The organism is Rhodococcus sp. BL-253-APC-6A1W, assembly GCF_012843405.1.
GTDB lineage: Bacteria > Actinomycetota > Actinomycetes > Mycobacteriales > Mycobacteriaceae > Rhodococcus.
On record NZ_JABAFB010000001.1, the window covers coordinates 291,308 to 312,963 of the forward strand.

General features: G+C 66.0%; 19 protein-coding genes. 15 read left to right on the forward strand and 4 right to left on the reverse strand.

Annotated elements, in window-relative coordinates:
• Positions 1-60 precede the first annotated feature (60 nt).
• The 7 genes from fmdA (at position 61) to HF877_RS01255 (ending at position 9,362) form a co-directional block, all read left to right on the forward strand.
• On the forward strand, positions 61-1,314 hold the full coding sequence (gene fmdA, locus HF877_RS01225; protein ID WP_169619242.1) for a formamidase: 1,254 nt from the start codon (positions 61-63) through the stop codon (positions 1,312-1,314).
• A gap of 49 nt (positions 1,315-1,363) precedes the next feature.
• Positions 1,364-3,289 carry a molecular chaperone HtpG gene (gene htpG / locus HF877_RS01230; RefSeq protein WP_169619244.1) on the forward strand — a complete coding sequence of 642 codons (1,926 nt, stop codon included), beginning with the start codon at positions 1,364-1,366 and terminating at the stop codon, positions 3,287-3,289.
• A 127-nt stretch (positions 3,290-3,416) separates the two neighbouring features.
• On the forward strand, positions 3,417-4,193 hold the full coding sequence (locus HF877_RS01235) for an HAD-IIA family hydrolase (protein ID WP_169619246.1): 777 nt from the start codon (positions 3,417-3,419) through the stop codon (positions 4,191-4,193).
• Between the two features lie 120 nt (positions 4,194-4,313).
• On the forward strand, positions 4,314-4,826 hold the full coding sequence (locus HF877_RS01240) for a DUF6764 family protein (protein WP_169619248.1): 513 nt from the start codon (positions 4,314-4,316) through the stop codon (positions 4,824-4,826).
• Between the two features lie 222 nt (positions 4,827-5,048).
• Positions 5,049-6,674, forward strand: coding sequence for a chaperonin GroEL (gene groL / locus HF877_RS01245; protein ID WP_169619250.1), 1,626 nt, complete (start codon positions 5,049-5,051; stop codon positions 6,672-6,674).
• A gap of 338 nt (positions 6,675-7,012) precedes the next feature.
• Positions 7,013-8,047 carry an alpha/beta hydrolase family protein gene (locus tag HF877_RS01250; protein WP_240951855.1) on the forward strand — a complete coding sequence of 345 codons (1,035 nt, stop codon included), beginning with the start codon at positions 7,013-7,015 and terminating at the stop codon, positions 8,045-8,047.
• Between the two features lie 313 nt (positions 8,048-8,360).
• Entirely contained in the window at positions 8,361-9,362 is a 1,002-nt protein-coding gene (locus HF877_RS01255) for an alpha/beta hydrolase family protein (protein ID WP_346765030.1), read from the forward strand.
• 613 nt (positions 9,363-9,975) lie between these two features.
• On the opposite strand, the gene HF877_RS01260 is transcribed toward HF877_RS01255, so the two are convergent.
• A complete protein-coding gene (locus HF877_RS01260) occupies positions 9,976-10,965 on the reverse strand; it encodes a bile acid:sodium symporter family protein (protein WP_169619252.1) in 990 nt (329 codons plus the stop codon).
• An 84-nt stretch (positions 10,966-11,049) separates the two neighbouring features.
• Here HF877_RS01260 and HF877_RS01265 point away from each other — a divergent pair, with 84 nt between their 5' ends.
• The gene (locus tag HF877_RS01265; protein ID WP_169619253.1) at positions 11,050-11,958 is read left to right on the forward strand and encodes a LysR family transcriptional regulator; all 909 of its coding nucleotides are present in this window, start codon (positions 11,050-11,052) and stop codon (positions 11,956-11,958) included.
• Here HF877_RS01265 and HF877_RS01270 read toward each other — a convergent pair.
• Entirely contained in the window at positions 11,925-12,125 is a 201-nt protein-coding gene (locus HF877_RS01270) for a PspC domain-containing protein (protein ID WP_169619255.1), read from the reverse strand. The genes HF877_RS01265 and HF877_RS01270 overlap by 34 nt on opposite strands.
• Before the next feature lie 181 nt (positions 12,126-12,306).
• Between HF877_RS01270 and HF877_RS01275 the strand changes: the two genes are divergently transcribed.
• Positions 12,307-13,161 (forward strand): nitroreductase family protein, encoded by an 855-nt coding sequence (locus HF877_RS01275; RefSeq protein WP_169619257.1) that lies wholly within the window; start codon positions 12,307-12,309, stop codon positions 13,159-13,161.
• Positions 13,162-13,182: 21 nt separating this feature from the next.
• Here the strand turns inward: HF877_RS01275 and HF877_RS01280 are convergent, their stop codons facing one another.
• Positions 13,183-13,503 (reverse strand): hypothetical protein, encoded by a 321-nt coding sequence (locus HF877_RS01280; protein ID WP_169619259.1) that lies wholly within the window; start codon positions 13,501-13,503, stop codon positions 13,183-13,185.
• Between the two features lie 166 nt (positions 13,504-13,669).
• Between HF877_RS01280 and HF877_RS01285 the strand changes: the two genes are divergently transcribed.
• Together HF877_RS01285 and HF877_RS01290 are read left to right on the forward strand one after the other, a co-directional pair.
• Entirely contained in the window at positions 13,670-14,710 is a 1,041-nt protein-coding gene (locus tag HF877_RS01285) for a patatin-like phospholipase family protein (RefSeq protein WP_169619261.1), read from the forward strand.
• A gap of 9 nt (positions 14,711-14,719) precedes the next feature.
• Complete coding sequence (locus tag HF877_RS01290) at positions 14,720-15,577, forward strand: alpha/beta fold hydrolase (protein WP_169619263.1); 858 nt, start codon at positions 14,720-14,722, stop codon at positions 15,575-15,577.
• Position 15,578: 1 nt separating this feature from the next.
• On the opposite strand, the gene HF877_RS01295 is transcribed toward HF877_RS01290, so the two are convergent.
• A complete protein-coding gene (locus HF877_RS01295; RefSeq protein WP_169619265.1) occupies positions 15,579-17,591 on the reverse strand; it encodes a prolyl oligopeptidase family serine peptidase in 2,013 nt (670 codons plus the stop codon).
• A 33-nt stretch (positions 17,592-17,624) separates the two neighbouring features.
• Here HF877_RS01295 and HF877_RS01300 point away from each other — a divergent pair, with 33 nt between their 5' ends.
• The 4 genes from HF877_RS01300 to HF877_RS01315 all read left to right on the forward strand — a co-directional run bounded on the left by HF877_RS01300 (position 17,625) and on the right by HF877_RS01315 (position 21,653).
• Positions 17,625-18,962 carry a wax ester/triacylglycerol synthase domain-containing protein gene (locus HF877_RS01300; RefSeq protein ID WP_169619267.1) on the forward strand — a complete coding sequence of 446 codons (1,338 nt, stop codon included), beginning with the start codon at positions 17,625-17,627 and terminating at the stop codon, positions 18,960-18,962.
• Between the two features lie 89 nt (positions 18,963-19,051).
• Positions 19,052-19,912, forward strand: coding sequence for an SDR family oxidoreductase (locus tag HF877_RS01305; RefSeq protein WP_169619269.1), 861 nt, complete (start codon positions 19,052-19,054; stop codon positions 19,910-19,912).
• Between the two features lie 80 nt (positions 19,913-19,992).
• A complete protein-coding gene (locus HF877_RS01310) occupies positions 19,993-20,901 on the forward strand; it encodes an ABC transporter ATP-binding protein (protein WP_169619271.1) in 909 nt (302 codons plus the stop codon).
• A complete protein-coding gene (locus HF877_RS01315; RefSeq protein WP_169619273.1) occupies positions 20,898-21,653 on the forward strand; it encodes an ABC transporter permease in 756 nt (251 codons plus the stop codon). Before HF877_RS01310 ends, HF877_RS01315 begins: the two co-directional genes overlap by 4 nt.
• The last annotated feature ends 3 nt before the right edge of the window (positions 21,654-21,656 follow it).

A 21,656-nucleotide genomic window follows, 5' to 3' on the forward strand; every position in this document is an offset into this window, starting at 1 on the left:
CCGAAATACGGCTCGCACCCCCGGTCGCTCAGCCCCCGGTGCTCACTCCAGGAGGTTCCCTTGCCCGACGTCATCTTCCCGCTCGACTCCACTCGCAAGTTCACCGAGCAGGAGAAGATCGGCCACAACCGTTGGCACCCCGACATTCCGCCCGTCGCGACGGTCAAGCCGGGAGACTCGTTCCGGGTGCACTGCCGCGAGTGGTTCGACGGGGAGATCCACAACGACGACAGCGCCGACGACATCCGCAATGCTCCGCTGCACACCGTGCACGCGTTGTCCGGGCCGTTCGCGGTGGAAGGTGCGAAACCCGGGGATCTGCTGATCGTCGACATCCTCGACCTCGGGCCGATCCCGCAGGAGGATTCCGGGCCGTTGGCCGGACAGGGCTGGGGGTACACCGGCATCTTCGCCAAGCCGAACGGCGGCGGGTTCCTCACCGACCAGTTCCCCGACGCGTACAAGGCGGTCTGGGATTTCTCCGGTCAGACGGCAACGAGCCGGCATATTCCGCACGTGTCTTTCACGGGCATCGTGCACCCGGGACTGATGGGCACGGCCCCGTCGCACGACCTGCTCTCGACATGGAACACCCGTGAGGCCGCGCTGATCGCGACGGACCCGGATCGTGTTCCGCCGCTGGCACTTCCGCCGGAGCCGAACGGGGCGATTCTCGGCGCTCTGACAGGCCCCGAGTTCGATCGGGTCGCGGGGGAGGGCGCTCGTACCGCACCGCCGCGCGAGAACGGCGGCAACCAGGACATCAAGAACCTCACCAAGGGCAGCCGTATCTTCTACCCCGTCTTCGTCGACGGCGCGAACCTCTCGGTCGGCGACCTGCATTTCTCGCAGGGCGACGGCGAGATCACGTTCTGCGGCGCCATCGAGATGGGCGGGTTCATCGATCTCCGCGTCGATCTCATTCCTGGCGGGATGACGACCTACGGGGTGAGTGAGAACGCGATCTTCATGCCGGGCAACACCGACCCACAGTTCTCGGAGTGGCTGGCGTTCTCCGGAACCTCGGTGACGCTCGACGGTGAGCAGCGCTATCTGGACTCGCAACTGGCGTACCAGCGCGCGTGCCTGCACGCGATCGACTACCTCACCAAGTTCGGTTACAGCCCGGAGCAGGCCTACCTTCTGCTCGGCGCCGCGCCCATCGAGGGTCGGCTGTCGGGCGTGGTCGACATCCCGAACTCGTGCGCCACGGTCTATATCCCGACGTCGATTTTCGACTTCCCCGTCAGCCCGAGCGCCGACGGCCCGTTCCGGATCGATCCGGGTGCGGGGGCGCCCCGCTCGCCGGCGTAAACACGTCCTAAGATCCCGTTCGAAAGTTCTGCTGCCGAAGGGGACAAGAATGAGCACACACGTCGAACAGCGTGAGTTCCAGGCCGAGACGCGCCAACTGCTCGATCTGATGATCCACTCGATCTACTCCAACAAGGACACGTTCCTTCGTGAGTTGATCTCCAACGCCTCCGATGCGCTGGACAAGCTCCGGCTCGAGTCCTTCCGCGACAAGGATCTGCAGGTCGACACGTCCGACCTGCACATCGAACTCGCGGTCGACAAGGAGGCCCGCACCCTCACGGTCCGGGACAACGGCATCGGCATGACGCGCGACGAAGTCGTCGATCTGATCGGCACGCTCGCGCGTTCGGGCACCGGTGAACTGCGGCAGAAGTTGCGCGAAGCCAAGGACGCCGCCGCATCCCAGGAACTGATCGGCCAGTTCGGCATCGGTTTCTACGCCTCGTTCATGGTCGCCGACAAGGTCACGCTGGTCACCCGCAAGGCGGGCGAAGCCTCGGGAACCAGGTGGGAATCGAGCGGAGAATCCACCTACACGATCGAGACCGTGGACGACGCCCCGCAGGGCACGTCCGTCACCCTCCACCTCAAGCCGGAGGATGCCGACGACCACCTCTTCGACTACACCTCGCAGTGGAAGCTCGAGGAGATCGTCAAGAAGTACTCCGACTTCATCGCCTGGCCGATCCGTATGGAGGTCACGCGCACCACCAAGGGTGAGGACGGTACCGACGAGGTCGGCGTCGAGACCAAGACGCTCAATTCGCAGAAGGCACTGTGGGCGCGCTCGCGGGACGAGGTGTCCGACGAGGAGTACACCGAGTTCTACAAGCACGTCGCGCACGCATGGGACGAACCCCTCGAGATCATTCCCATGCGCGCGGAGGGGACCTTCGAGTACCAGGCGCTGCTCTTCATTCCGAGCCATGCGCCGTTCGACCTGTTCGCCCGGGAGCGGACGACAGGCATCCAGCTCTACGTCAAGCGCGTCTTCATCATGGACGACTGCGAGGATCTCGTTCCCGAGTACCTGCGGTTCGTCAAGGGTGTGGTCGACGCGCAGGACCTCTCGCTCAACGTCTCCCGCGAGATCCTGCAGCAGGACCGGCAGATCCGCGCGATCCGCCGCCGGCTCACGAAGAAGGTCCTGTCGACGGTCAAGGACATGGCGACGCAGGACGCCGAGAAGTACCGGACCTTCTGGAACGAGTTCGGCCGCGTCCTCAAGGAAGGCCTGATCTCCGATACCGACAACCGCGACACGCTTCTCGAGATCGCGTCCTTCGACTCGACGGCGAGTGACGACGAGCAGACGACGCTCGCCGGATACGTCGAACGCATGAAGGACGGCCAGGACGAGATCTACTACATCACCGGCGAGTCCCGGCAGCTGCTCGAAAGCTCCCCGCACATGGAGGCGTTCGCGGCGAAGGGCATCGAGGTGCTGTTGCTGACCGACCCGGTCGACGAGATGTGGGTGACGTCGGTTCCCGAGTACGACGGCAAGCCGTTCCGCTCCGTCGCCAAGGGCGAGGTCGATCTCGACACCGACGACGAGAAGAAGGCAGCCGAAGCCGAACGCGAGGAGCAGGAGAAAGAGTTCGGCGACCTCCTGACGTGGATGAAGGACACCCTCGACGAACACGTCAAGGAGGTACGGCTCTCGTCGCGCCTCACGACATCGCCCGCCTGCATCGTCGGCGACACCTTCAGCATGTCGCCGGCGCTCGAACGCATGTACCGGGCATCGGGCCAGCCGATCCCGCGAACCAAGCGCATCCTCGAACTCAACGCCGGACATCCGCTCGTCTCGGGTCTTCGCACGGCGCACGCGGAACGCAACGACGATCCCGCGCTCGCCGAGACCGCGGAACTGCTGTACGGGATGGCGCTGATCGCCGAAGGCGGTGAGGTCGAGGACCCGGCGCGCTTCACACGGCTCCTCGCCGACCGCCTCGCCCGCACGGTGTAGTCGGGCCCAGGGGGGCGGTGTGATCGGGCCCGGGGGGCGGTGTGATCGGGCCCGGGGGGCGGTGCGGAACCGACGTCCGCTTCCGCCCCCCTGGCTCTGCCCGCCACGTCATCGATAGGGTCGGTTCATGAGTGACGTGGGTGGAGTTCTGTTCGACATCGAGGGCGTGATCGTCACCTCGTGGAAGCCGGTGCCGGGGGCCGCCGACGTGCTGGCCCGGTTGCGCGAGGACGGCGTGACCCGGGCATTTCTCACCAACACCACTTCGCGCACGCGCTCCGCGATCGCGCGCTCGCTCACCGATCTGGGAATGCCGGTCGATCCGCACGAAATAGTGACGGCCGCGGGACTCACCGCGGAATACGTCCGGCAGACCTACCCGGGTCGCCGCTGCTGGGTACTGAACGACGGTGATATCGAGGACGATCTCGAGGGCATCGTGCAGGACGACGTCGATCCCGAGGTCGTCGTCCTGGGTGGAGCAGGTCGTCATTACGACCACCGCTCGCTGAGCAGGGTCGCGGACCTGATGCTCGGCGGAGTGCCTGTCGTTGCGATGCACCGGGCGATGTCGTGGCAGACGGACGACGGGTTGCGCCTCGACACCGGGTCGTACCTCGCCGGGCTCGAGGAGTTGACCGGCCGGACCGCGGTGACGGTAGGCAAGCCCTCGATGCGCGGGTTCCTCGTCGCGGCGGACCTGATGGGCGCGGAACCCGACTCCATCGTCGTGGTCGGTGACGACCTCGCGGGTGAGGTGGTTCCCGGTCAGCGACTCGGTATGACCGGAGTTCTGGTACGTACCGGGAAGTTTCGCCAGTCGGTGCTCGATCTCTCGGTGGACGAGCCCGACCATGTGATCGACTCGGTGGCCGATCTGCCGGCACTGCTCGACGCCCTCTGAGGAGGCCCGTCCACCTGTGAGGTGGTTCCTCGCGCCCGTCCGGTGTGATCGGTACCCTACCGCCGGGGGATCAGCCCTCACCGTCTCCTGTAGAGGCAATCCAGCGCAGAGGAGTGCTCTTTGTCCATTCGATCCTTCCGTTCCGTTCTCTCCGGCCGCCGTGTCGCACGCGCCGGTGTGCTCGTCGCCCTCGGCGTGGCGTCGGCCGCTTTCATGGGGACCGGGACCGCGGCGGCCGCTCCGGTGACGTGTCTGTCTCCGCCGTCCGCAAACCAGATCCTCGTCTCGGACGCCGCGAGTTGCGGCGCGACGGCCGCTCCGGGCGCCACGGCGCGCGCGTCGGCTGCCGACAGCGGCACCGCGGTGTCCGTCGCGGAGCGAGGGGGAGCTGCCGAGTCCCACGCAACCGGATTCGGCACTGCGCTCAGCGGGGCCGCCGACGGAGGCCGCTCCTACGCGTACGCGCTCGGCGGCGGGCTGAGTCATTCGTGGGCCGAGGGACCGGCCATGACGGTGTCGGTCGCGGGCTGGGGCTCGGGTGCGACCGCCGATACGACCGGCGTGACCTGCGTGGGTGCCCAGTCGTTCGCGGTCAACACGGCGACCGGTCAGTGGTGCGCCGTGGGTCGATAACTTTCTTCCGCGTTTTTCCGCTGCACTGTGACGGGGGTGGTGAGTGTCTGTAATCTTGCACTCACCACCCCCGAGTGCTAAGAATGCACTTAGCACTCGCAACACGTGAGTGCCAGGTCGGGACGGTGAGACCGGGAATAACGACACTCCCTGGTCGTCCGTCGCGGGCACTGAACCCGGCCGGCAAGCGTGTCACCCCCATACCCGGAGGATCACTTCGCAATGGCCAAGATCATCGCGTTCGACGAAGAGGCTCGTCGCGGCCTCGAACGGGGCCTCAACAGCCTCGCCGACGCAGTCAAGGTGACGTTGGGCCCCAAGGGTCGCAACGTCGTTCTCGAGAAGAAGTGGGGCGCTCCCACGATCACCAACGATGGTGTGTCCATCGCCAAGGAGATCGAGCTCGAGGACCCGTACGAGAAGATCGGCGCCGAGCTGGTCAAGGAAGTCGCCAAGAAGACCGACGACGTTGCGGGTGACGGCACCACCACCGCCACCGTTCTCGCCCAGGCGCTGGTGCGCGAGGGTCTGCGCAATGTTGCAGCAGGAGCGAACCCGCTCGGCCTCAAGCGCGGCATCGAGAAGGCCGTCGAGGCTGTCACGGCCCGGCTGCTCGACACCGCCAAGGAGGTCGAGACCAAGGAGCAGATCGCTGCTACCGCCGGCATCTCCGCCGGTGACCCCGCGATCGGTGAGCTCATCGCCGAGGCCATCGACAAGGTGGGCAAAGAAGGCGTCATCACCGTCGAGGAGTCGAATACCTTCGGCCTTCAGCTCGAGCTGACCGAGGGCATGCGCTTCGACAAGGGCTACATCTCCCTCTACTTCGCCACTGACGCAGAGCGTCAGGAGGCAGTGCTCGAGGATCCCTACATCCTGCTCGTCAGCTCCAAGATCTCCACGGTCAAGGACCTGCTGCCGCTGCTCGAGAAGGTCATCCAGTCGGGCAAGCCGCTGCTGATCATCGCCGAGGATGTCGAGGGCGAAGCCCTGTCGACCCTGGTGCTGAACAAGATCCGCGGCACCTTCAAGTCCGTCGCCGTCAAGGCTCCGGGCTTCGGCGATCGCCGTAAGGCTCAGCTCGCCGACATCGCCATCCTCACCGGTGGCGAGGTCATCAGCGAAGAGGTCGGCCTCTCGCTCGAGACCGCCGGCGTCGAGCTCCTCGGCCAGGCACGCAAGGTCGTCGTCACCAAGGACGAGACCACCATCGTCGAGGGTGCGGGCGATCCCGACTCCATCGCCGGTCGCGTCAACCAGATCCGCGCCGAGATCGAGGCGTCGGATTCGGACTACGACCGCGAGAAGCTGCAGGAGCGCCTGGCCAAGCTGGCCGGTGGCGTCGCCGTCATCAAGGCCGGCGCTGCGACCGAGGTCGAGCTCAAGGAGCGCAAGCACCGCATCGAAGATGCCGTGCGTAACGCCAAGGCAGCAGTCGAAGAGGGCATCGTCGCCGGCGGTGGCGTTGCACTTCTGCAGGCCGCTCCGGCTCTGGACGAGCTCAAGCTCGAGGGCGACGAGGCGACCGGTGCGAACATCGTCCGCGTTGCTCTCGAAGCACCGCTGAAGCAGATCGCCTTCAACGCCGGCCTCGAGCCCGGCGTCGTTGCCGAGAAGGTTCGCAACCTGCCCGCGGGCCACGGCCTCAACGCCGCGACCAACGAGTACGGCGACCTGCTCGCTGCAGGCATCAACGACCCGGTCAAGGTCACCCGCTCGGCGCTGCAGAACGCAGCGTCCATCGCGGCTCTGTTCCTGACCACCGAGGCCGTTGTCGCCGACAAGCCGGAGAAGTCTTCTGCTCCGGCCGGCGATCCGACCGGCGGCATGGGCGGCATGGACTTCTGATCCAGCCCCCGGCATACGCCAGGTAGTCCTCCGCGAGGCCCGAACCCATCTCGATGGGTTCGGGCCTCGCGGCATGTCCGGGGAGCCTCGTTGTTCCTGATGCGTTCGGCAGGAACGCATTCCCGGGATTACCGAGCGGACGACCTGCGTAACTCGCGGCCGCTGAGTGCCCGGGGTGCGTACACGGCCCGGCCCCGTCCTTCCGGCCGCGACCCTGACCTTCGAGACCCGAAATCCCACCGCCGAACCCGATGTCCGATCCATTCCCATTGGGAGGTCTATGGTGTATCAATTGACAGAGCCCTCGATTATTCAGGGCGGTAACTCAGCGTCGCCGTTTGGCTGACGAAAGCACACGGGAGGTCGGTCGAGTGATCTCGGCGTTGTTCCGGCGAGCGATCGCCACTGTAGGGATAGGGGTGCTGGTTCTCCTCGGAGCACCGGGCATTGCTTCCGCCGAGCCTGTTTCGCATCTGTCCCGCGTCGAGGTCAAGAGCGATCGCGTCGTGGTGGCCCACGTGTACTCCGCAGCGATGGATCGTGAAGTGGCGCTGCGCGTGTACACGCCGGCGGACACGAGCGTGCCGAGTCCGACGCTCTATCTGCTCAACGGCGCCAGTGGCGGGCAAGGGGTAGCCACCTGGGATGCGCGGACGAACATGGACGAGTTCTTCGCCGACAAGAACGTCAACGTGGTCACTCCGTTGGACGGCTCGTTCACCTATTACACCGATTGGCTCGAGGACGACCCGATTCTGGGCCGGAACAAGTGGACGACGTTCCTCACTCGTGAACTGCCGCCGATCATCGATGCCGAATTCGGCACGACCGGCACGAATGCGATCGCGGGATTGTCGATGTCGGGGACTTCGGTTCTGAGTCTCGCGATCGCGGAGCCGACACTGTACAAAGCGGTGGGTGCCTACAGCGGCTGTGCCGAAACGAGCACCGAACTCGGGCAACTTTATGTCCGGGCAGTGGTGGAGAGTCGCGGAGAAGCGAACGCGGAGAACATGTGGGGCCCGTACGGCGGCCCCGGTTGGGTCCAGAACGATCCATTCGTCAACGCCGAGAAGTTGCGGGGCATCGATCTCTACATCTCCTCGGCCACCGGGCTGCCGGGTGAGCATGATCGTCTCGGCTCTACCTGGGTCGGCGACGATCCGGGCCTGCTGGCGAACCAGGTGGTTGTCGGAGGCGTGATCGAGGCGGCGGTCGACAACTGCACGCGCCGGTTGGCTGCGCGCCTGGAGGAGCTGGAAATTCCCGCTGTGTTCGACTTCCGTCCGGCGGGAACGCATTCCTGGGGTTATTGGCAAGACGATCTGCACAACTCGTGGCCCATGCTTGCGAACGCACTCGAGGTGAGCTGAGACGACACCGACCCGGTGCGCGCACTTGACGAACCGGTCATCACCTTCGATGGTGATGACCGGTTCGTCGTATACGGCGGTTCGCGGCAGCGGACAAAATCCGTCGTTGGCGTCGCTGTCGACGGATGACCGGGTGGGTCCGATGTGGCCGGACCCCAGGTGCACGCCTGGGAAACTGGGCTGGCTCCCACCGGAATGTCCGTTTCGCACTATTCCTCCTTCTCGTGGTGTATCTATTGATGCGTCTCCGGACTATTCGGAGGCGGTCATCGGGCGTCGCCGCGTGCGTCGACGAAGCATCAGGGAGGGTCGAGTGATCTCGGCGTTGTTCCAGCGGATACTTGCGGTGGTGGGGGTAGCGGCGACGGTTCTCGTCGCGCTGCCGAATATTGCGTCCGCACAGAATGTTTCGTATCTGTCCCACATCGTTGTCGAGAACGAACGCGCGGTGGTGGCCCACGTGTACTCCGCGGCGATGGACCGGGTCGTGCCGCTTCGTGTGCGCACACCGGCCGACACGAGTCACGCCGCCCCCACGCTCTATCTGCTGAACGGGGCCGGCGGAGGGCAGGGGGTGGCCACCTGGGACGAGCAGACGGACATCGACGAATTCTTCGCCGACAAGAACGTCAACGTCGTGACTCCGCTGGACGGATCATTCAGCTACTACACCGACTGGCGACGGGACGATCCGGTACTCGGCCGCAACAAGTGGACCACCTTCCTCACGCGTGAGCTTCCTCCGGTCATCGATGCCGCCTTCGGTACGACGGGTGTGAATGCCATCGCGGGGCTGTCGATGTCGGGGACGTCGGTGTTGGGCCTCGCCATCGCGAAGCCGACGTTGTACCGGGCGGTAGGCGCCTACAGCGGATGTGCCGAAACGAGTACAGAACTCGGGCAACTCTATATCCGGACCGTGGTCGAAAGCCGCGGAGGAGCCGATGTGGAAAACATGTGGGGCCCGCTCGACGGTCCCGGATGGGTCGAGAACGACCCGTACGTCAACGCCGAGAAGTTGCGAGGTATCGACCTCTATGTCTCCTCGGCTACCGGACTCCCGGGCAAGCATGAGCACCTCGGCGCCCGTTCGGTCGGGAACGACCCGGCTCTGCTGTTGAACCAGGTGGTGATGGGCGGCGTGATCGAGGCTGCGGTCGACGACTGCACACGGCGTCTCGCAGCCAGGCTCGAAGAGCTGGATATACCCGCTGTTTTCGAGTTCCGCCCGACCGGAACGCATTCCTGGGGCTACTGGGAAGACGACTTGCACAACTCGTGGCCCATGCTTGCGAGGGCTATGGAGACGCGCTGATATTTGCACAGTCGGGTGCGCTCACCTGTTATGGGCGCACCGCGATCTACCGTGCGAATTATGTTGATGCGCAGCGGATTAGCGAATCATTAGCGCTCACGACTTCTCCACAAAAACCATTGACGCTTTAAGTACCGGACAGTATGGTTGGCCCCACGGCACCCGCTCGGATCCGAAATTTACTGTGCCGCAACCGATCTGTTTCATCGTCTCCAGGAGGACACATGGGTAGCACAACGATCACCGAGATCATCAACTTCTTCTTCTCGCTGCTCCTGCAGACCGCGCAGTTCATCAGCTGATCGCCGCATAACCCGATCGCCGCTGTACCCGATCGCTGGTTGTACCTGACCGTCGATCGTCGCTCTATCCGACGCCCGGGGGCATGACGTCTCCGGCAGGAATCTGGAGGAAACATGGGTAGCATCTCGAGTGGTTTCGAAGCCATCAGCCAGTTCGTCGAACTGATCCTGGTGATCGCGCCGGTACTGCTGACCGGCTCGCTGTAAAGAGTGGATTATGAGGCCGTGAGTCCCGAGGTTCGGGGCTCACGGCCTCTTCCGTTTCGTGGGCGCGTTCGTCAGCGCCGGACCGCCGGTTCCCTCCGGCCTGATCAGCTTTGCAGCGCCGGCTCGGCCGATTGCTTCGCGAGTCGGGCGGCGATCGCTGCACACACCAGCAGCTGAATCTGGTGAAACAGCATGAGGGGAAGAATGATCAGTCCGATGGGTTCTCCGGGAAACAGAACCGTGGCCATCGGCAGGCCGGTGGCGAGCGACTTGGTGGAACCGCAGAAGAGGATGGCCGTCCGGTCCTCGTACGAGAATCCGAGTTTGGCGGGCGCGTACCAGGTGAGCGCCAGCACGATCGCCAGCAGGAGTATGCACACTCCGGCGAGTGCAAGCAGACGCAGAACAGACAACTGGGTCCAGATGCCCTCGTTCATGCCGCGACTGAACGCGACATAGACGACGAGCAGAATGGAACCGCGGTCGACGAGCTTGAGGGGCTTGCCGTGTGCCGTGACCCAGCCCCCGATCCAGCGGCGCATGACCTGGCCCGCGACGAAGGGGACCAGCAACATGAGCACGATGTCCAGCACTGCCGCGGAACTGAAGGTCACTCCTTGCGTACTCATCGTCACTGCGACGAGTGCCGGGGTGAACAGGATTCCGAGCAGGCTCGAGGCAGATGCCGAGACGACCGCGCCGGGGATATTGCCGCGAGCAACGGAGACCAGTGCGATCGAGGACTGCACTGTCGAGGGCAGCAGGCACAGGTACAACACACCCAGATAGAGCGGCTCGGTGAGCAGCCACGGAACGAAGACCTTGGCAGCAAGGCCGAGGAGCGGGAAGATCACGAAGGTGACCGCGAGAATGGTCGCGTGCAGCCGCCAATGTCTCAGGCCCGCCACGGCTTCGGCGGTAGACAGGCGCGCGCCGTACAGGAAGAAGAGAAGGCCGATCGCGATCTTCGATGCCCATGTGAAGACATCGAGCCCGACGCCGTGTGCGGGCAGGGCCGCGGCGACGGCAACTGTCAGCACGATTCCGACAAGGAACGGGTCGAGTCGATTGAGAAACGGGATCTTCGCCAGCATGGTTCGACGCTAGGCCATGGTGGGCTGATTCGAGAAGCCGATTACCGCGATCACTGTGATCACAGATTGTGATTGAATGCAGGGGTGTTCGATCCCGTCCACCTCCGTAGTTTCCTGGCCGTCGAAAGCGAACGCAGTTTCACGGCGGCGGCGCGGCGCCTGGGCCTGCGGCAATCCACCGTGAGTCAGCACGTCGCCAAACTCGAGGCGACTGCGGGTCGTCGGCTGTTCGTGCGCGACACCCACACCGTCGAGCCGACCGCCGACGGAAGCGCGATGCTCGGATTCGCCCGCGAGATCCTCGAGCGTCACCACGCCGCCCAGCGTTACTTCACCGAATCCACCGTCAGTGGGCGCGTGCGGTTCGGCGCGTCCGACGATCTGGTGCTCCACGAACTCCCCGCGATCCTCGCCGAGTTCCGGCGGGGGCATCCGCGTGTGGATTTCGAACTCACCGTCGGACTCAGTGAGAACCTGCACCGCAGCCTGGAGGACGGCGATCTCGATCTCATGTTCGGAAAGCGCCGGCCCGGCGAGCGTCACGGCGAACTGATCTTCCGTGACAAGCTCGAGTTCCTCGGCGCACCCGGCTTCGTGCCGGACCCGGAGGGACCGATACCGCTCGTCACCTATCCCCACCCGTCGCTGACCCGGGAGATCGCGCTCGACGTGCTCCAGCGGTGCGGATACGGAGCGCGGGTGACATGCGTCGCCGACAGTCTCATCGGGTTGAGCGCTGCAGCACTGGCGGGGCTGGGTGTCGTTCTGCATGCGAGCCGGCTCCCACCGGCGGGTCTCGTTCCTGTTCGGTCCGCAACCCGCCGGTTACCCGATGCCGGTCATCTCGATTTCGTGCTCGTCGCCCGCCGAAGCGTGCTCAGTGAGCCGGAGCGTGCGCTCCGTGCAGCGATTCTGGCCAACGCCGACCGGCTGGTGCGCGATACCCACGACACCGACCCTCATTCCGGCAGCAGCATCCACAGGGCGAGGTAGAGAAGCACTGCCGTGCCACCGGTGACGAACGCTGCGAGCACCGCGCCCGCGCGGACGAGATTGACGTCCAGGCCGAAGTATTCGGCGAGGCCTCCGCAGACGCCACCGAGCATGCGCTGCGACGAGGAGCGGGCGAAGGGACGGGGGGTGTTGTTCTCGAATGTCATGATTCGATCGTGCCGGTTGTGAGCCTTCCGCACATCGGGGACGAACCCGGATCTCTACCCTGATCTTTCTCTCGGGGGTGCGAGCGAGACCCAGGATCAGGATGAGGCCAAGTATCGCCGGTCGTGATCGGGAAGAGCAGACTCGGTGTTCGTCATGTTTTCGAGAAAGGAGTTCCCGACCATGGACACCGTCAGCGATCGTCGTCTCGTCGCCTTGCTTCGCCGCTACGGCGCCGATGAAGCCGAACGTGTAGGCGCCCGCATCGACCCATTGTTGTGGAACGACGTTCTTGCGGTTCAGCTCGCGCACCGGTCGGTACGGAAGTTCCTGCCCGAGAAGGTGTCCGAAGACCACCTCCGTGCGATCGTCGCGGCGGCTTCGTCGGCTGCCAGTTCCAGCAACCTGCAGTTGTGGAGTGTGATCGCGGTGACCGATAGTGAGCGCCTCGGCCGCATAGCGGAACTCGCCGGCAACCAGGAGTCGGTGCGCAGCGCGCCTCTTCTCCTGGTGTGGGTCGCGGATCTGGCGCGTGCGGCTCGGTTGGCGACGAGGCGTGGCAGAGAGCTCGTCAACGCGGGCTATCTCGAATCGGCAGTGCTCGGGATCGTCGACACGACCCTGGCTGCGCAGAACGCCGCACTCGCCGCGGAATCACTCGGGCTCGGCACGGTATTCATCGGGGCGCTCCGTGACCACCCGACCGACCTTGCTTCCGAACTGGCCTTGCCCGACCACAGTTTCGCCGTGGTCGGGCTGGTGGTGGGCCGTCCCGACCCGGCCGAGTATCCGGAGGTCAAGCCGCGGCTCGGTCAGGACGTCGTGCTGCACCGAGAGCAGTACGGGTCCGGCGCGCAGGATGCGGAGGACGAAGGGGTAGCCGCGTACGAGGACGCCATTGCGCAGTTCTACCGGAGCCAGGGCTTACCGGACAGTTGGAGCGAGCGCGTCCTCGGTCGTTTTGCCGCACCGGGTGCGCTGGGGCACAGGGAAGGTCTGCGGCAAGCGTTGTTGCAGCGAGGGTTCGGATTCGAGTGAGGACTCGTCCGTGGGCAGTGCTCAACGGCAGACGACGGTGAGTCCGATTCCGCGCCAGACCTCGGTTTCGACGCGCTCGAAGGCCCCGTCCTCGTGGTCGTATTCGTAGTCGACCTCGACGCGGTTTCCCTTGTCGCGTTGCTCGGTGACGACGCAATGACCCGACAGATTGCCCGACCGGTTCGTGATCGAATGAGGAATGTTGCGTTCGGTGAGAAGCTCGACCGCCGACTGCTGGCTCATGCCGACGACGACGGGAATGGTTTGTGCTGTGGCAGTGCCTGTTCCGAGAGCGACGGCCGCCGCGCCGGCGAAGAGTGCTGCAATGACCCTGGTGCGCATGAATTCTCCCGATGGTGAGTGACCCGCGAAAACGAACACGTCTATCGTGCGCCGGACATGCACCCGAACACATCCGGGCGCGTCCCCCATCTCGACCCTGAACTCGACCTCGGGGTCGAGCGGAATCCGGGGTGCGATGCGGGTGGGTCTGCGTACGATCGGGTCCATGGCGGGACGGACACGGGTGGCGCTTGCGCTGGGGAGCGGGGGCGCCAGGGGGTATGCGCATATCGGCGCGATCCAGGTGATCGAGGAACGCGGCCTCGAAATCGTCGGCGTGGCAGGCGCTTCGATGGGTGCGCTGGTCGGGGGTGTCTACGCGGCGGGCAAACTCGAGCCGTACACGCAGTGGGCGCTGAGCCTGTCCCAGATGGATGTCGTGCGGCTGCTCGACGTGTCGGTGTCGGCTCCCGGCGCCATCCACGCCGAGCGGATCCTGTCGAAGATGCGCGACATACTCGGAGAGGTCTCGATCGAGGATCTGCCGATCCCGTTCACGGCCGTTGCCACCGACCTCGCGGCGGGACGCGCGGTGTGGTTCCAGCGGGGTCCCGTCGACGCGGCGATCCGAGCGTCGATCGCAATTCCCGGCGTCATCACTCCCGTGGTGCTCAACGGCAGGGTCCTCACCGACGGAGGCACACTGTCGCCGTTGCCGATCGCCCCGACCGTCGGAATGCACGCTGATCTCACGATCGGCGTCAGTCTCGCCGGAGAGGACGGCGGTCGGCCGCACTCACCCGAGAACGCGAGTTCGGAACCGCGGCCTGCCGAGGAATGGATGGGACGTTTCCGTCGTAGCGCTGCCTCGGTGCTCGAAACCGACATCGTGCGATCGGTGGTCAACCGGTTCTCCGCGAGCAGCGTAGACAACGACGACTCGTTCGCGGACACGACGGTCCCCGAGGCGGATACCGGAACGCACGACGCGCCGACGCCGAAGTTCGGACGCGTTGCGGTGATGAACCGGTCGCTCGACATCATGCAGTCGGCCCTGTCGCGGTTCCAGCTCGCCGCCTATCCGCCGGACGTGTTCGTCGAGGTCCCGCGAACCGCGTGCCGGAGTCTCGATTTCCACAGGGCCGCGGACATGATCGCTCTGGGAAGAGCGCTCACCGCGGCGGCGCTCGACGACGCCGGCATCCCGGACCCCGCCACGCGGGAGGTCGCGCCCGAACCGGCGAACGACGAGCCCGGATCGGCCTAGTCTGAGCCGGTGCAGACCGTACCGATCCAGTTACCCGACGGCACCACGACACCGGTGCGGTTGTTCGCGGGCCCCGATCACGAGCACGAATCCCGTCGCGATTCGTCACGCGCAGTGGTCGTGATCGTGCCGGGACTCGGCGTTCCCGCCGGATACTACGAATCGTTCGCCGAGGCGCTGACCGGGTACGGGTTCGATGCGGCGATCTGCGAACTGGCGGGGCAGGGGGACAGCCGCCCCCGGCCCGGACCGGAGAGCACCTACGGCTACCACGACATCGTCGCCGTGCATCTGCCCGCCGTGTTCGAGGTGGTGCGGGAGCGCTTTCCGGATTCGACGCCCTATCTGCTCGGGCATTCGATGGGAGGCCAACTCGGCGTGCTCTACGCGTCGCGGATCCGTGGCCGGCTCGGCGGGCTGATTCTCGTCGCTGCGGGCACCCCGTATTACCGGCACTACCGCGGTGCCCGCCGCCCCGGACTCCTGCTGGGCTCGGCGGCGATGTCGTTGACATCGAGCGTCGCGGGTTTCTGGCCGGGCGACCGGATCGACGTGGCAGGATTCGGCCGGCAGTCCCGCGTCCTGATTTCCGACTGGGCGCGGCTCGCGCGCGGAGGCCGGTTCGATCCGGCCGGCGCCGACATCGACTACGAGGAGCGGCTTGCCCGCCTCACCCTGCCGGTCCTGTCGATCACCATCGAGGGCGACGAGCTGACGCCGGTGGAGTCGGCCCGCCACCTGCTGGGCAAACTGTCCGCCGCGGACATCACGACGTGGCACAACCCCCGGAAGCTCGGGCACAACGGCTGGATCCGCGACAACGCCGACACGGCGGCGAAGGTCGCCGCGTGGTTACGCGACCGCTAGGTCACGTGAGTTTGTCCGCCAGGAATGTGAAGGTCAGCGCCGACTTGAATGCCGCCTGCGCATTGTCGGCTGCACCGCCGTGTCCACCTTCGATGTTCTCGTAGTACCAGACTTCGTGACCCTCCTCCTCGAGGCGGGCGACCATCTTGCGGGCATGGCCGGGGTGGACGCGATCGTCGCGAGTGGAGGTCGTCACCAGGATCGGCGGGTACGTCGCATCCGGGTCGGTGTTCTGGTACGGCGAGTATCCGCTGAGGAACTCCCATTCTTCGGGCTTGTCGGGGTCGCCGTACTCGGCCATCCAGGAAGCACCGGCGAGCAGCAGGTGGTAGCGCTTCATGTCGAGCAACGGCACCTGGCACACGATCGCGCCGAACAACTGCGGGTACCGGGTGAGCATCACGCCCATCAGGAGTCCACCGTTGCTGCCTCCCTGCGCGCCGAGCTGCTCTGCCGTGGTGATACCCCGCGCCACAAGGTCTTTCGCAACGGCGGCGAAGTCCTCGAAGACTTTGTGCCGGTTCTCCTTGAGCGCTTGGGTGTGCCAGCCCGGACCGTACTCGCCACCGCCGCGGATGTTGGCGATCACGTACGTGTAGCCCTTCTCGAGCCACGCGCGGCCGATACCTCCGCTGTAGGCGGGCACCATCGAGTTCTCGAATCCGCCGTAGCCGTACAGCAGGGTGGGTGACGGGCTCGTGGTATTGCGTCCCACCACGAAGTACGGAATCTGTGTGCCGTCGTCGGATGTCGCGAAATGCTGCACCACCGAAATGCCGGTGGCGTCGAAGAAGGACGGCGCGGACTTGATCGGCTCGATCCGGCCACCCACCGTGCCGGACAGCAGTGTCGCCGGGATCGTGAAACCGCTCGAATTGAGGAAGAAGTCGTCGCCGGTGAGCGGATCCACGTCGATGATCGATGTCGACGTCGCGTCCGGCACCCCGGGCAATTCCTCGTCCGACCAGCCGTCGGCGCCGGGGGTGAGCACCCGCATCTGGGTCTGCACATCGCGCAACGTGACGACGAGCAGATGGTTCTGCGTCCACGCGTACTGTTCGAGCGATGTGTGCTCGTCGGGAGTGAACAACACCGTCAGGTCCCGCGAGCCCGACAGGAACGAGGGATAGTCGGCAGCGAGCAACGCGCCGGCGGGGTGCCCCAGCCATTCGGAGCGGGTACGGATCAGCAGGTGATCGCGGTACACACTCACCCGCGCGTCGTGTGGAACTTCGAGTTCGACGAATTTGCCGGTCGCCGTCAGTTCGAACCGCCGGGCCCGGTAGAAGTCGAGAGCACGATCGACGAAACTGCGCTCGTAACCGGGGGTGTCGTCGTACCACGCGGACACCGCGACATCGCCCGCTTCGCCCTCGAAGACCGTGTCCGCGTCGGCCAGCCTCGTCCCGCGCCGCCAGCGCGCGGCGATGCGGGGATATCCGGAGTCGGTCAGTGATCCCTCGCCGAAATCTGTTCCCACATAGACGGTATCGGCATCGATCCACCCGATGTCGGTCTTCGCCTCCGGCACTTCGAAGCTGTCCGGTCCGGAGACGAACTGCCGCGTGACGAGGTCGAACTCGCGAACGACCGTGGCGTCGGCACCGCCGCGCGAGAGGCTGATGAGCGCGCGCGTCTGGTCCGGACGCAGGACCTGGGCACCCGACCACACCCAGTTCTCGCCTTCCTCTTCGGCCACGGCATCGAGGTCGACCAGGACGTCCCACTCCGGGTTGTCGCGTACGTACTGGTCCATCGTGGTGCGTCGCCACAGCCCGCGCACATGAGTGGCGTCACGCCAGTAGTTGTAGAGGTACTCGCCGCGGCGCCGGGCATACGGAATGCGAGCGTCGGTGTCGAGAACTTCGCGGATCCGGCTTTCGAGTGTGCCGAAACCGGTGCTGCGGGTATAGGCGTCGACCGTGCGGTCGTTGTGGGCGCGGACCCAGTCGAGCTGCTTCTCGCCCGTGACGTCCTCGAGCCAGAGGTACGGGTCGGTGGTGGTGTCGCTCATGACTTCATTTCTACCCGGCATTACGCTGCCGAGGTGCAGCTCACCCCCGCGGACGCGCAGATGTACTGGCTCTCCGATCGAATGCCGAACGACCAGTTCCTGCTCTTCTGCTTCGCTACCGACGCCGGTGTGGACGAGGTGCGCGAGGCGGTGCGCAGGCGTACCGACGTCATGGGGAAGTTGCTGTGCCGCGTCCGGGACGTTCCCCGGCATCTGGACTACCCGTATTGGTGTCCGAGACCTTTCGGCGACGACCTCGTCGCCGAGTACCGGCTCGACGATCCGTCGTGGGGGAACGTGCAGAACGCACTGGGGGCGCTCGTTGCGACGGTGCTCGATGCTCGGGTGAGCCCGTGGCGCCTGCACGTATTCACCGGAGTGCGCGGCGCGCCCCTGTGTGACGGTGCCGCCCTGGTGGTCGTCTGGCAGGTCTCGCACGCGTTCGCGGACGGCCGTGGGGCCACCGCCCTGGCCAGGGCGCTGTTCGGTGCGGACGAGCCACCGGCGTCCCCGCGTCCGGATCGAGGGCCCGTCGCGTGGGAGATGGTCGTTCGTGCCGCCGCCCGGTTTCCCGCGCAGGTCGTTCGCCTGGCGCGGTCGGGTCGGCGTGCGGCCGCTGCGGCACGCGCTCTCGACGCCGCGACCGCGGCAGGTGAGATACCGGCACCGGCCGCCGGGCGGCCACTCGTCGGCGTCAACTGCGATCCGGGTACCGAGCGCAGCGTCCGCGCCGTGGTGTTCAGGTCCGCTGCCTTCCGCGGTGGTGGACATACCGTCACCGTCGTCGCATTGACGGCGATCTCGGTGGCGCTGTCCAGGTTTCTCGAGACGCGCGGCGAGAGCGTGCCGGACAGGCTAGGTGTGGAGGTCACCGTGGCGGTCGGGGCCGTGGGTTCCGCGAACAACAACTATCGCAATGTCGGCGTCGACCTGTTCGTCACCGAATCCGACCTGGGTGTCCGGGCTGCCCGCATCGCTGCCGATCTGGGTGCGCGTCGTGAGAGAGTGACCGATCCGCTGTTCGCGCAGCGCGACGCGGCAGCCGAGCATGTTCCGGCCCCTCTGTCGCGGTTCGGGATCGTTCGGTACGCGTCGCCGCGTCCCGTCACCGTCACGGGAAACACCGTGGTGTCGAGCGTCTTCCGTGGTTCTGCCGACCTCGCCCTCGCCGGTGGGCCGGTGGTGTTCAGCGCCGGATTCCCGGCACTGTCGCCGGCCATGGCGTTGACCCACGGTGTATACGGACTCGGAGAGACGGTCACGATCGGTGTGGCCGCGGGCAGTCGGGTGATTCCCGATCTCGATGCGTACGAGCAGATGGTGCGCGACGCCGTCGCCGAGGTCGGCGCGGCGCTCTCCCCGGCGAGATGAGCGCCGGTGGAATAGCACCGGCCGCTGCGGTCCCGCGCATGTACCGTGCAGGGGAGCAATCGAATCGGCGAGGCGGGGGCAGCACGGTCATGGGCGTATACGTAGTAACGGGATCAGCGTCGGGTATGGGCAGGGCGAGCGCGGAAAGACTGCGCGCCGCAGGCCACACCGTGATCGGTGTGGACATCCGGGACGCCGATGTGGTGGCCGACCTCTCGACTCCGCAGGGGCGGTCCGACGCCATCCGCGGCACCCTCGATCGGGCCGGAGCCACGCTCGACGGTGCGGTTCTCGCCGCCGGCCTCGGCCCCACTCCCGGTAGGGAACCGCTCATCGCCCAGGTCAACGTGCGAGGTGTGATCGATCTGCTCGTGGGCTGGCGCCCGGCACTCGCCGCGGCCGGAAACAGCAAGGTGGTGGTCTTCGGCTCCAACTCCACGACGACCACGCCGGGCGTACCGAATTCTGCGGTGAAGGCGTTTCTCGCGGGCGACATGGACAAGGGCGTCGCGCGGGCCACCAGGATCGCCAAATCGGGGCCGCCGTTCACCTACGCAGCGTCCAAGATCGCGGTGACACGCTGGGTTCGCCGCACAGCGGTGACGCCGGAATGGGCGGGCTCCGGCATCCGCCTCAACGTGCTCGCGCCGGGTGCCATCTCCACACCACTGCTCGACGCACAACTCGACAGTCCGTTGAAGAGGGCGGTCGAGAGCTTCCCTGTTCCGCTCGGCGGATTCGGCGACGCCGAACAGATCGCGCAGTGGGTCGAGTTCATGGTGTCCCCGGCCGCCGACTTCATGGCCGGCAGCGTGGTGGTTGTCGACGGTGGCACCGAGGCATACTTCCGGCCGGACGACTGGCCGGTTCGCGTGCCGTTCCGGTCGATACCCGGATACCTGCGCCGGATGCGCTCTTTCGCTCGCAGAACCGGTACCTCGGGCGACTGACCCGCATCCCCCGATCGGTTGATGCCGTCTGAGACCGTCGGGCGATGTGGCGGCCCGCCCCCGCCGGGCAAGCTCGGACCATGCCCATCGTAGAAGTGAAAGGCCTGTACAAACGGTACGGCGACCGCGCCGCCGTCGACGGCGTGAGTTTCGATGTCCGAGAAGGAGAGATATTCGGAATTCTCGGCTCCAACGGGGCTGGGAAGACCACCACGGCCGAATGCGTTTCCGGCTTGCGGGCACCGGACGAAGGGACCGTACGCGTCGCCGGGCTCGACCCGGTCGCCGACCGCCGCGTGCTGACGGAACTGCTCGGGGCTCAGCTACAGCAGAGCGAACTCCAGCCGAAGCTGACCGTGCAGGAGGCTCTCGACCTCTACGCATCGTTCTACCCGCGTCCCGCGGACGGGACGGCGCTGGCCGAACGGCTCGGCCTCGAGCACGTGCTCGACACCCGGTTCGCGAAGTTGTCGGGGGGACAGCAACAGCGCCTCTTCATCGCGCTCGCGCTGATCGGATCGCCGCGGGTGGTAGTGCTGGACGAACTCACCACGGGCTTGGATCCGCGTGGCCGCCGCGAGACATGGTCGCTGATCGAAGAGATCCGGGACTCGGGGGTCACGGTGCTGCTGGTCACCCATTTCATGGAAGAGGCGCAGCGGTTGTGCGACCGGGTCGCGGTATTCGATACCGGCAGGATCAAGGCGCTGGGCACGCCCTCGGAACTCATCGCCCGCACCTCGACAGCGGTCGTCGTCTCGTTCCGCCCGTCGGCTCCGCTCGATCCGGACGCCCTGACGGCATTGCCCGGAGTCCTGGCAGTGCGTCACGACCACGACCGGCTGGTCGTGGAAGGCAACGACGACTCGGTCGATGCGGTGCTCGCGCTCCTCGCCCGCGACGGCATCTCCGCTCGACGGCTCCGCATCACGGAAGCCACGCTCGACGACGCATTCCTCGATATCACGACCCCGGAGAAACGGCCATGACGACGACCGATACGAATCCCGTGACCGCGGTAGTGCGCACCGAAGCGCGCCTGTTCGTCCGCGAACCCGGCGCGATGTTCTGGATCCTCGCCTTCCCTGTCGTCCTGCTGACGATTCTCGGCCTCATCCCTGCCTTCCGGGAGGCGGACGCGAGTCTCGGGGGACGCCGGGTGATCGATCTCTACGTTCCGACCGTGGTGTTGCTGTCGATGATCGTCGCGGGTATCCAGACGATGCCTGCTGTGCTGTCGTCGTACCGCGAACGCGGAATCCTGCGCCGGCTGTCGGTGACCCCGGCCCGGCCGGTGACACTTCTGCTGGCGCAGATCGTGGTTCACGCCGTGGCCGTGGCCGGGTCGGTCGTGCTCGCCCTGCTCGTCGGCCGTGGTGTGTTCGGAGTGGCATTCCCGGAGCAGCCGTGGGGCTACGCGCTGGCGGTGCTCCTCACGCTTGCGGCGGCGCTGAGCATGGGCGCTGCGATTGCCGCCGTCTCGGGGACCACACGGATCGCGCAGACGATCGGCACCATCGTCTTCTTTCCGATGATGTTCTGTGCCGGGGTGTGGCTCCCGGTCCAGACCATGCCGGATCTGCTGCAGCGGATCGTCGAGGTGACGCCCTTCGGTGCGGCCTCGCAGATCCTCGACCAGGCGGCCCGAGGGGAGTGGCCCAGTGCGGGTGGTCTGATGGTGGTGGCGTTGTGGGCGGTGGCATTGACGGCCGCAGCGGCACGCTGGTTTCGCTGGCAGTAGAGA

Bases quoted from the DNA above. Each gene is read 5' to 3' on its own strand.
- htpG (WP_169619244.1), top strand. From the start codon at position 1,364: ATGAGCACACACGTCGAACAGCGTGAGTTCCAGGCCGAGACGCGCCAA.
- HF877_RS01235 (WP_169619246.1), top strand. From the start codon at position 3,417: ATGAGTGACGTGGGTGGAGTTCTGTTCGACATCGAGGGCGTGATCGTC.
- groL (WP_169619250.1), top strand. From the start codon at position 5,049: ATGGCCAAGATCATCGCGTTCGACGAAGAGGCTCGTCGCGGCCTCGAA.
- HF877_RS01260 (WP_169619252.1), bottom strand. From the start codon at position 10,965: ATGCTGGCGAAGATCCCGTTTCTCAATCGACTCGACCCGTTCCTTGTC.
- HF877_RS01270 (WP_169619255.1), bottom strand. From the start codon at position 12,125: ATGACATTCGAGAACAACACCCCCCGTCCCTTCGCCCGCTCCTCGTCG.
- HF877_RS01275 (WP_169619257.1), top strand. From the start codon at position 12,307: ATGGACACCGTCAGCGATCGTCGTCTCGTCGCCTTGCTTCGCCGCTAC.
- HF877_RS01280 (WP_169619259.1), bottom strand. From the start codon at position 13,503: ATGCGCACCAGGGTCATTGCAGCACTCTTCGCCGGCGCGGCGGCCGTC.
- HF877_RS01285 (WP_169619261.1), top strand. From the start codon at position 13,670: ATGGCGGGACGGACACGGGTGGCGCTTGCGCTGGGGAGCGGGGGCGCC.
- HF877_RS01295 (WP_169619265.1), bottom strand. From the start codon at position 17,591: ATGAGCGACACCACCACCGACCCGTACCTCTGGCTCGAGGACGTCACG.
- HF877_RS01305 (WP_169619269.1), top strand. From the start codon at position 19,052: ATGGGCGTATACGTAGTAACGGGATCAGCGTCGGGTATGGGCAGGGCG.
- HF877_RS01310 (WP_169619271.1), top strand. From the start codon at position 19,993: ATGCCCATCGTAGAAGTGAAAGGCCTGTACAAACGGTACGGCGACCGC.
- HF877_RS01315 (WP_169619273.1), top strand. From the start codon at position 20,898: ATGACGACGACCGATACGAATCCCGTGACCGCGGTAGTGCGCACCGAA.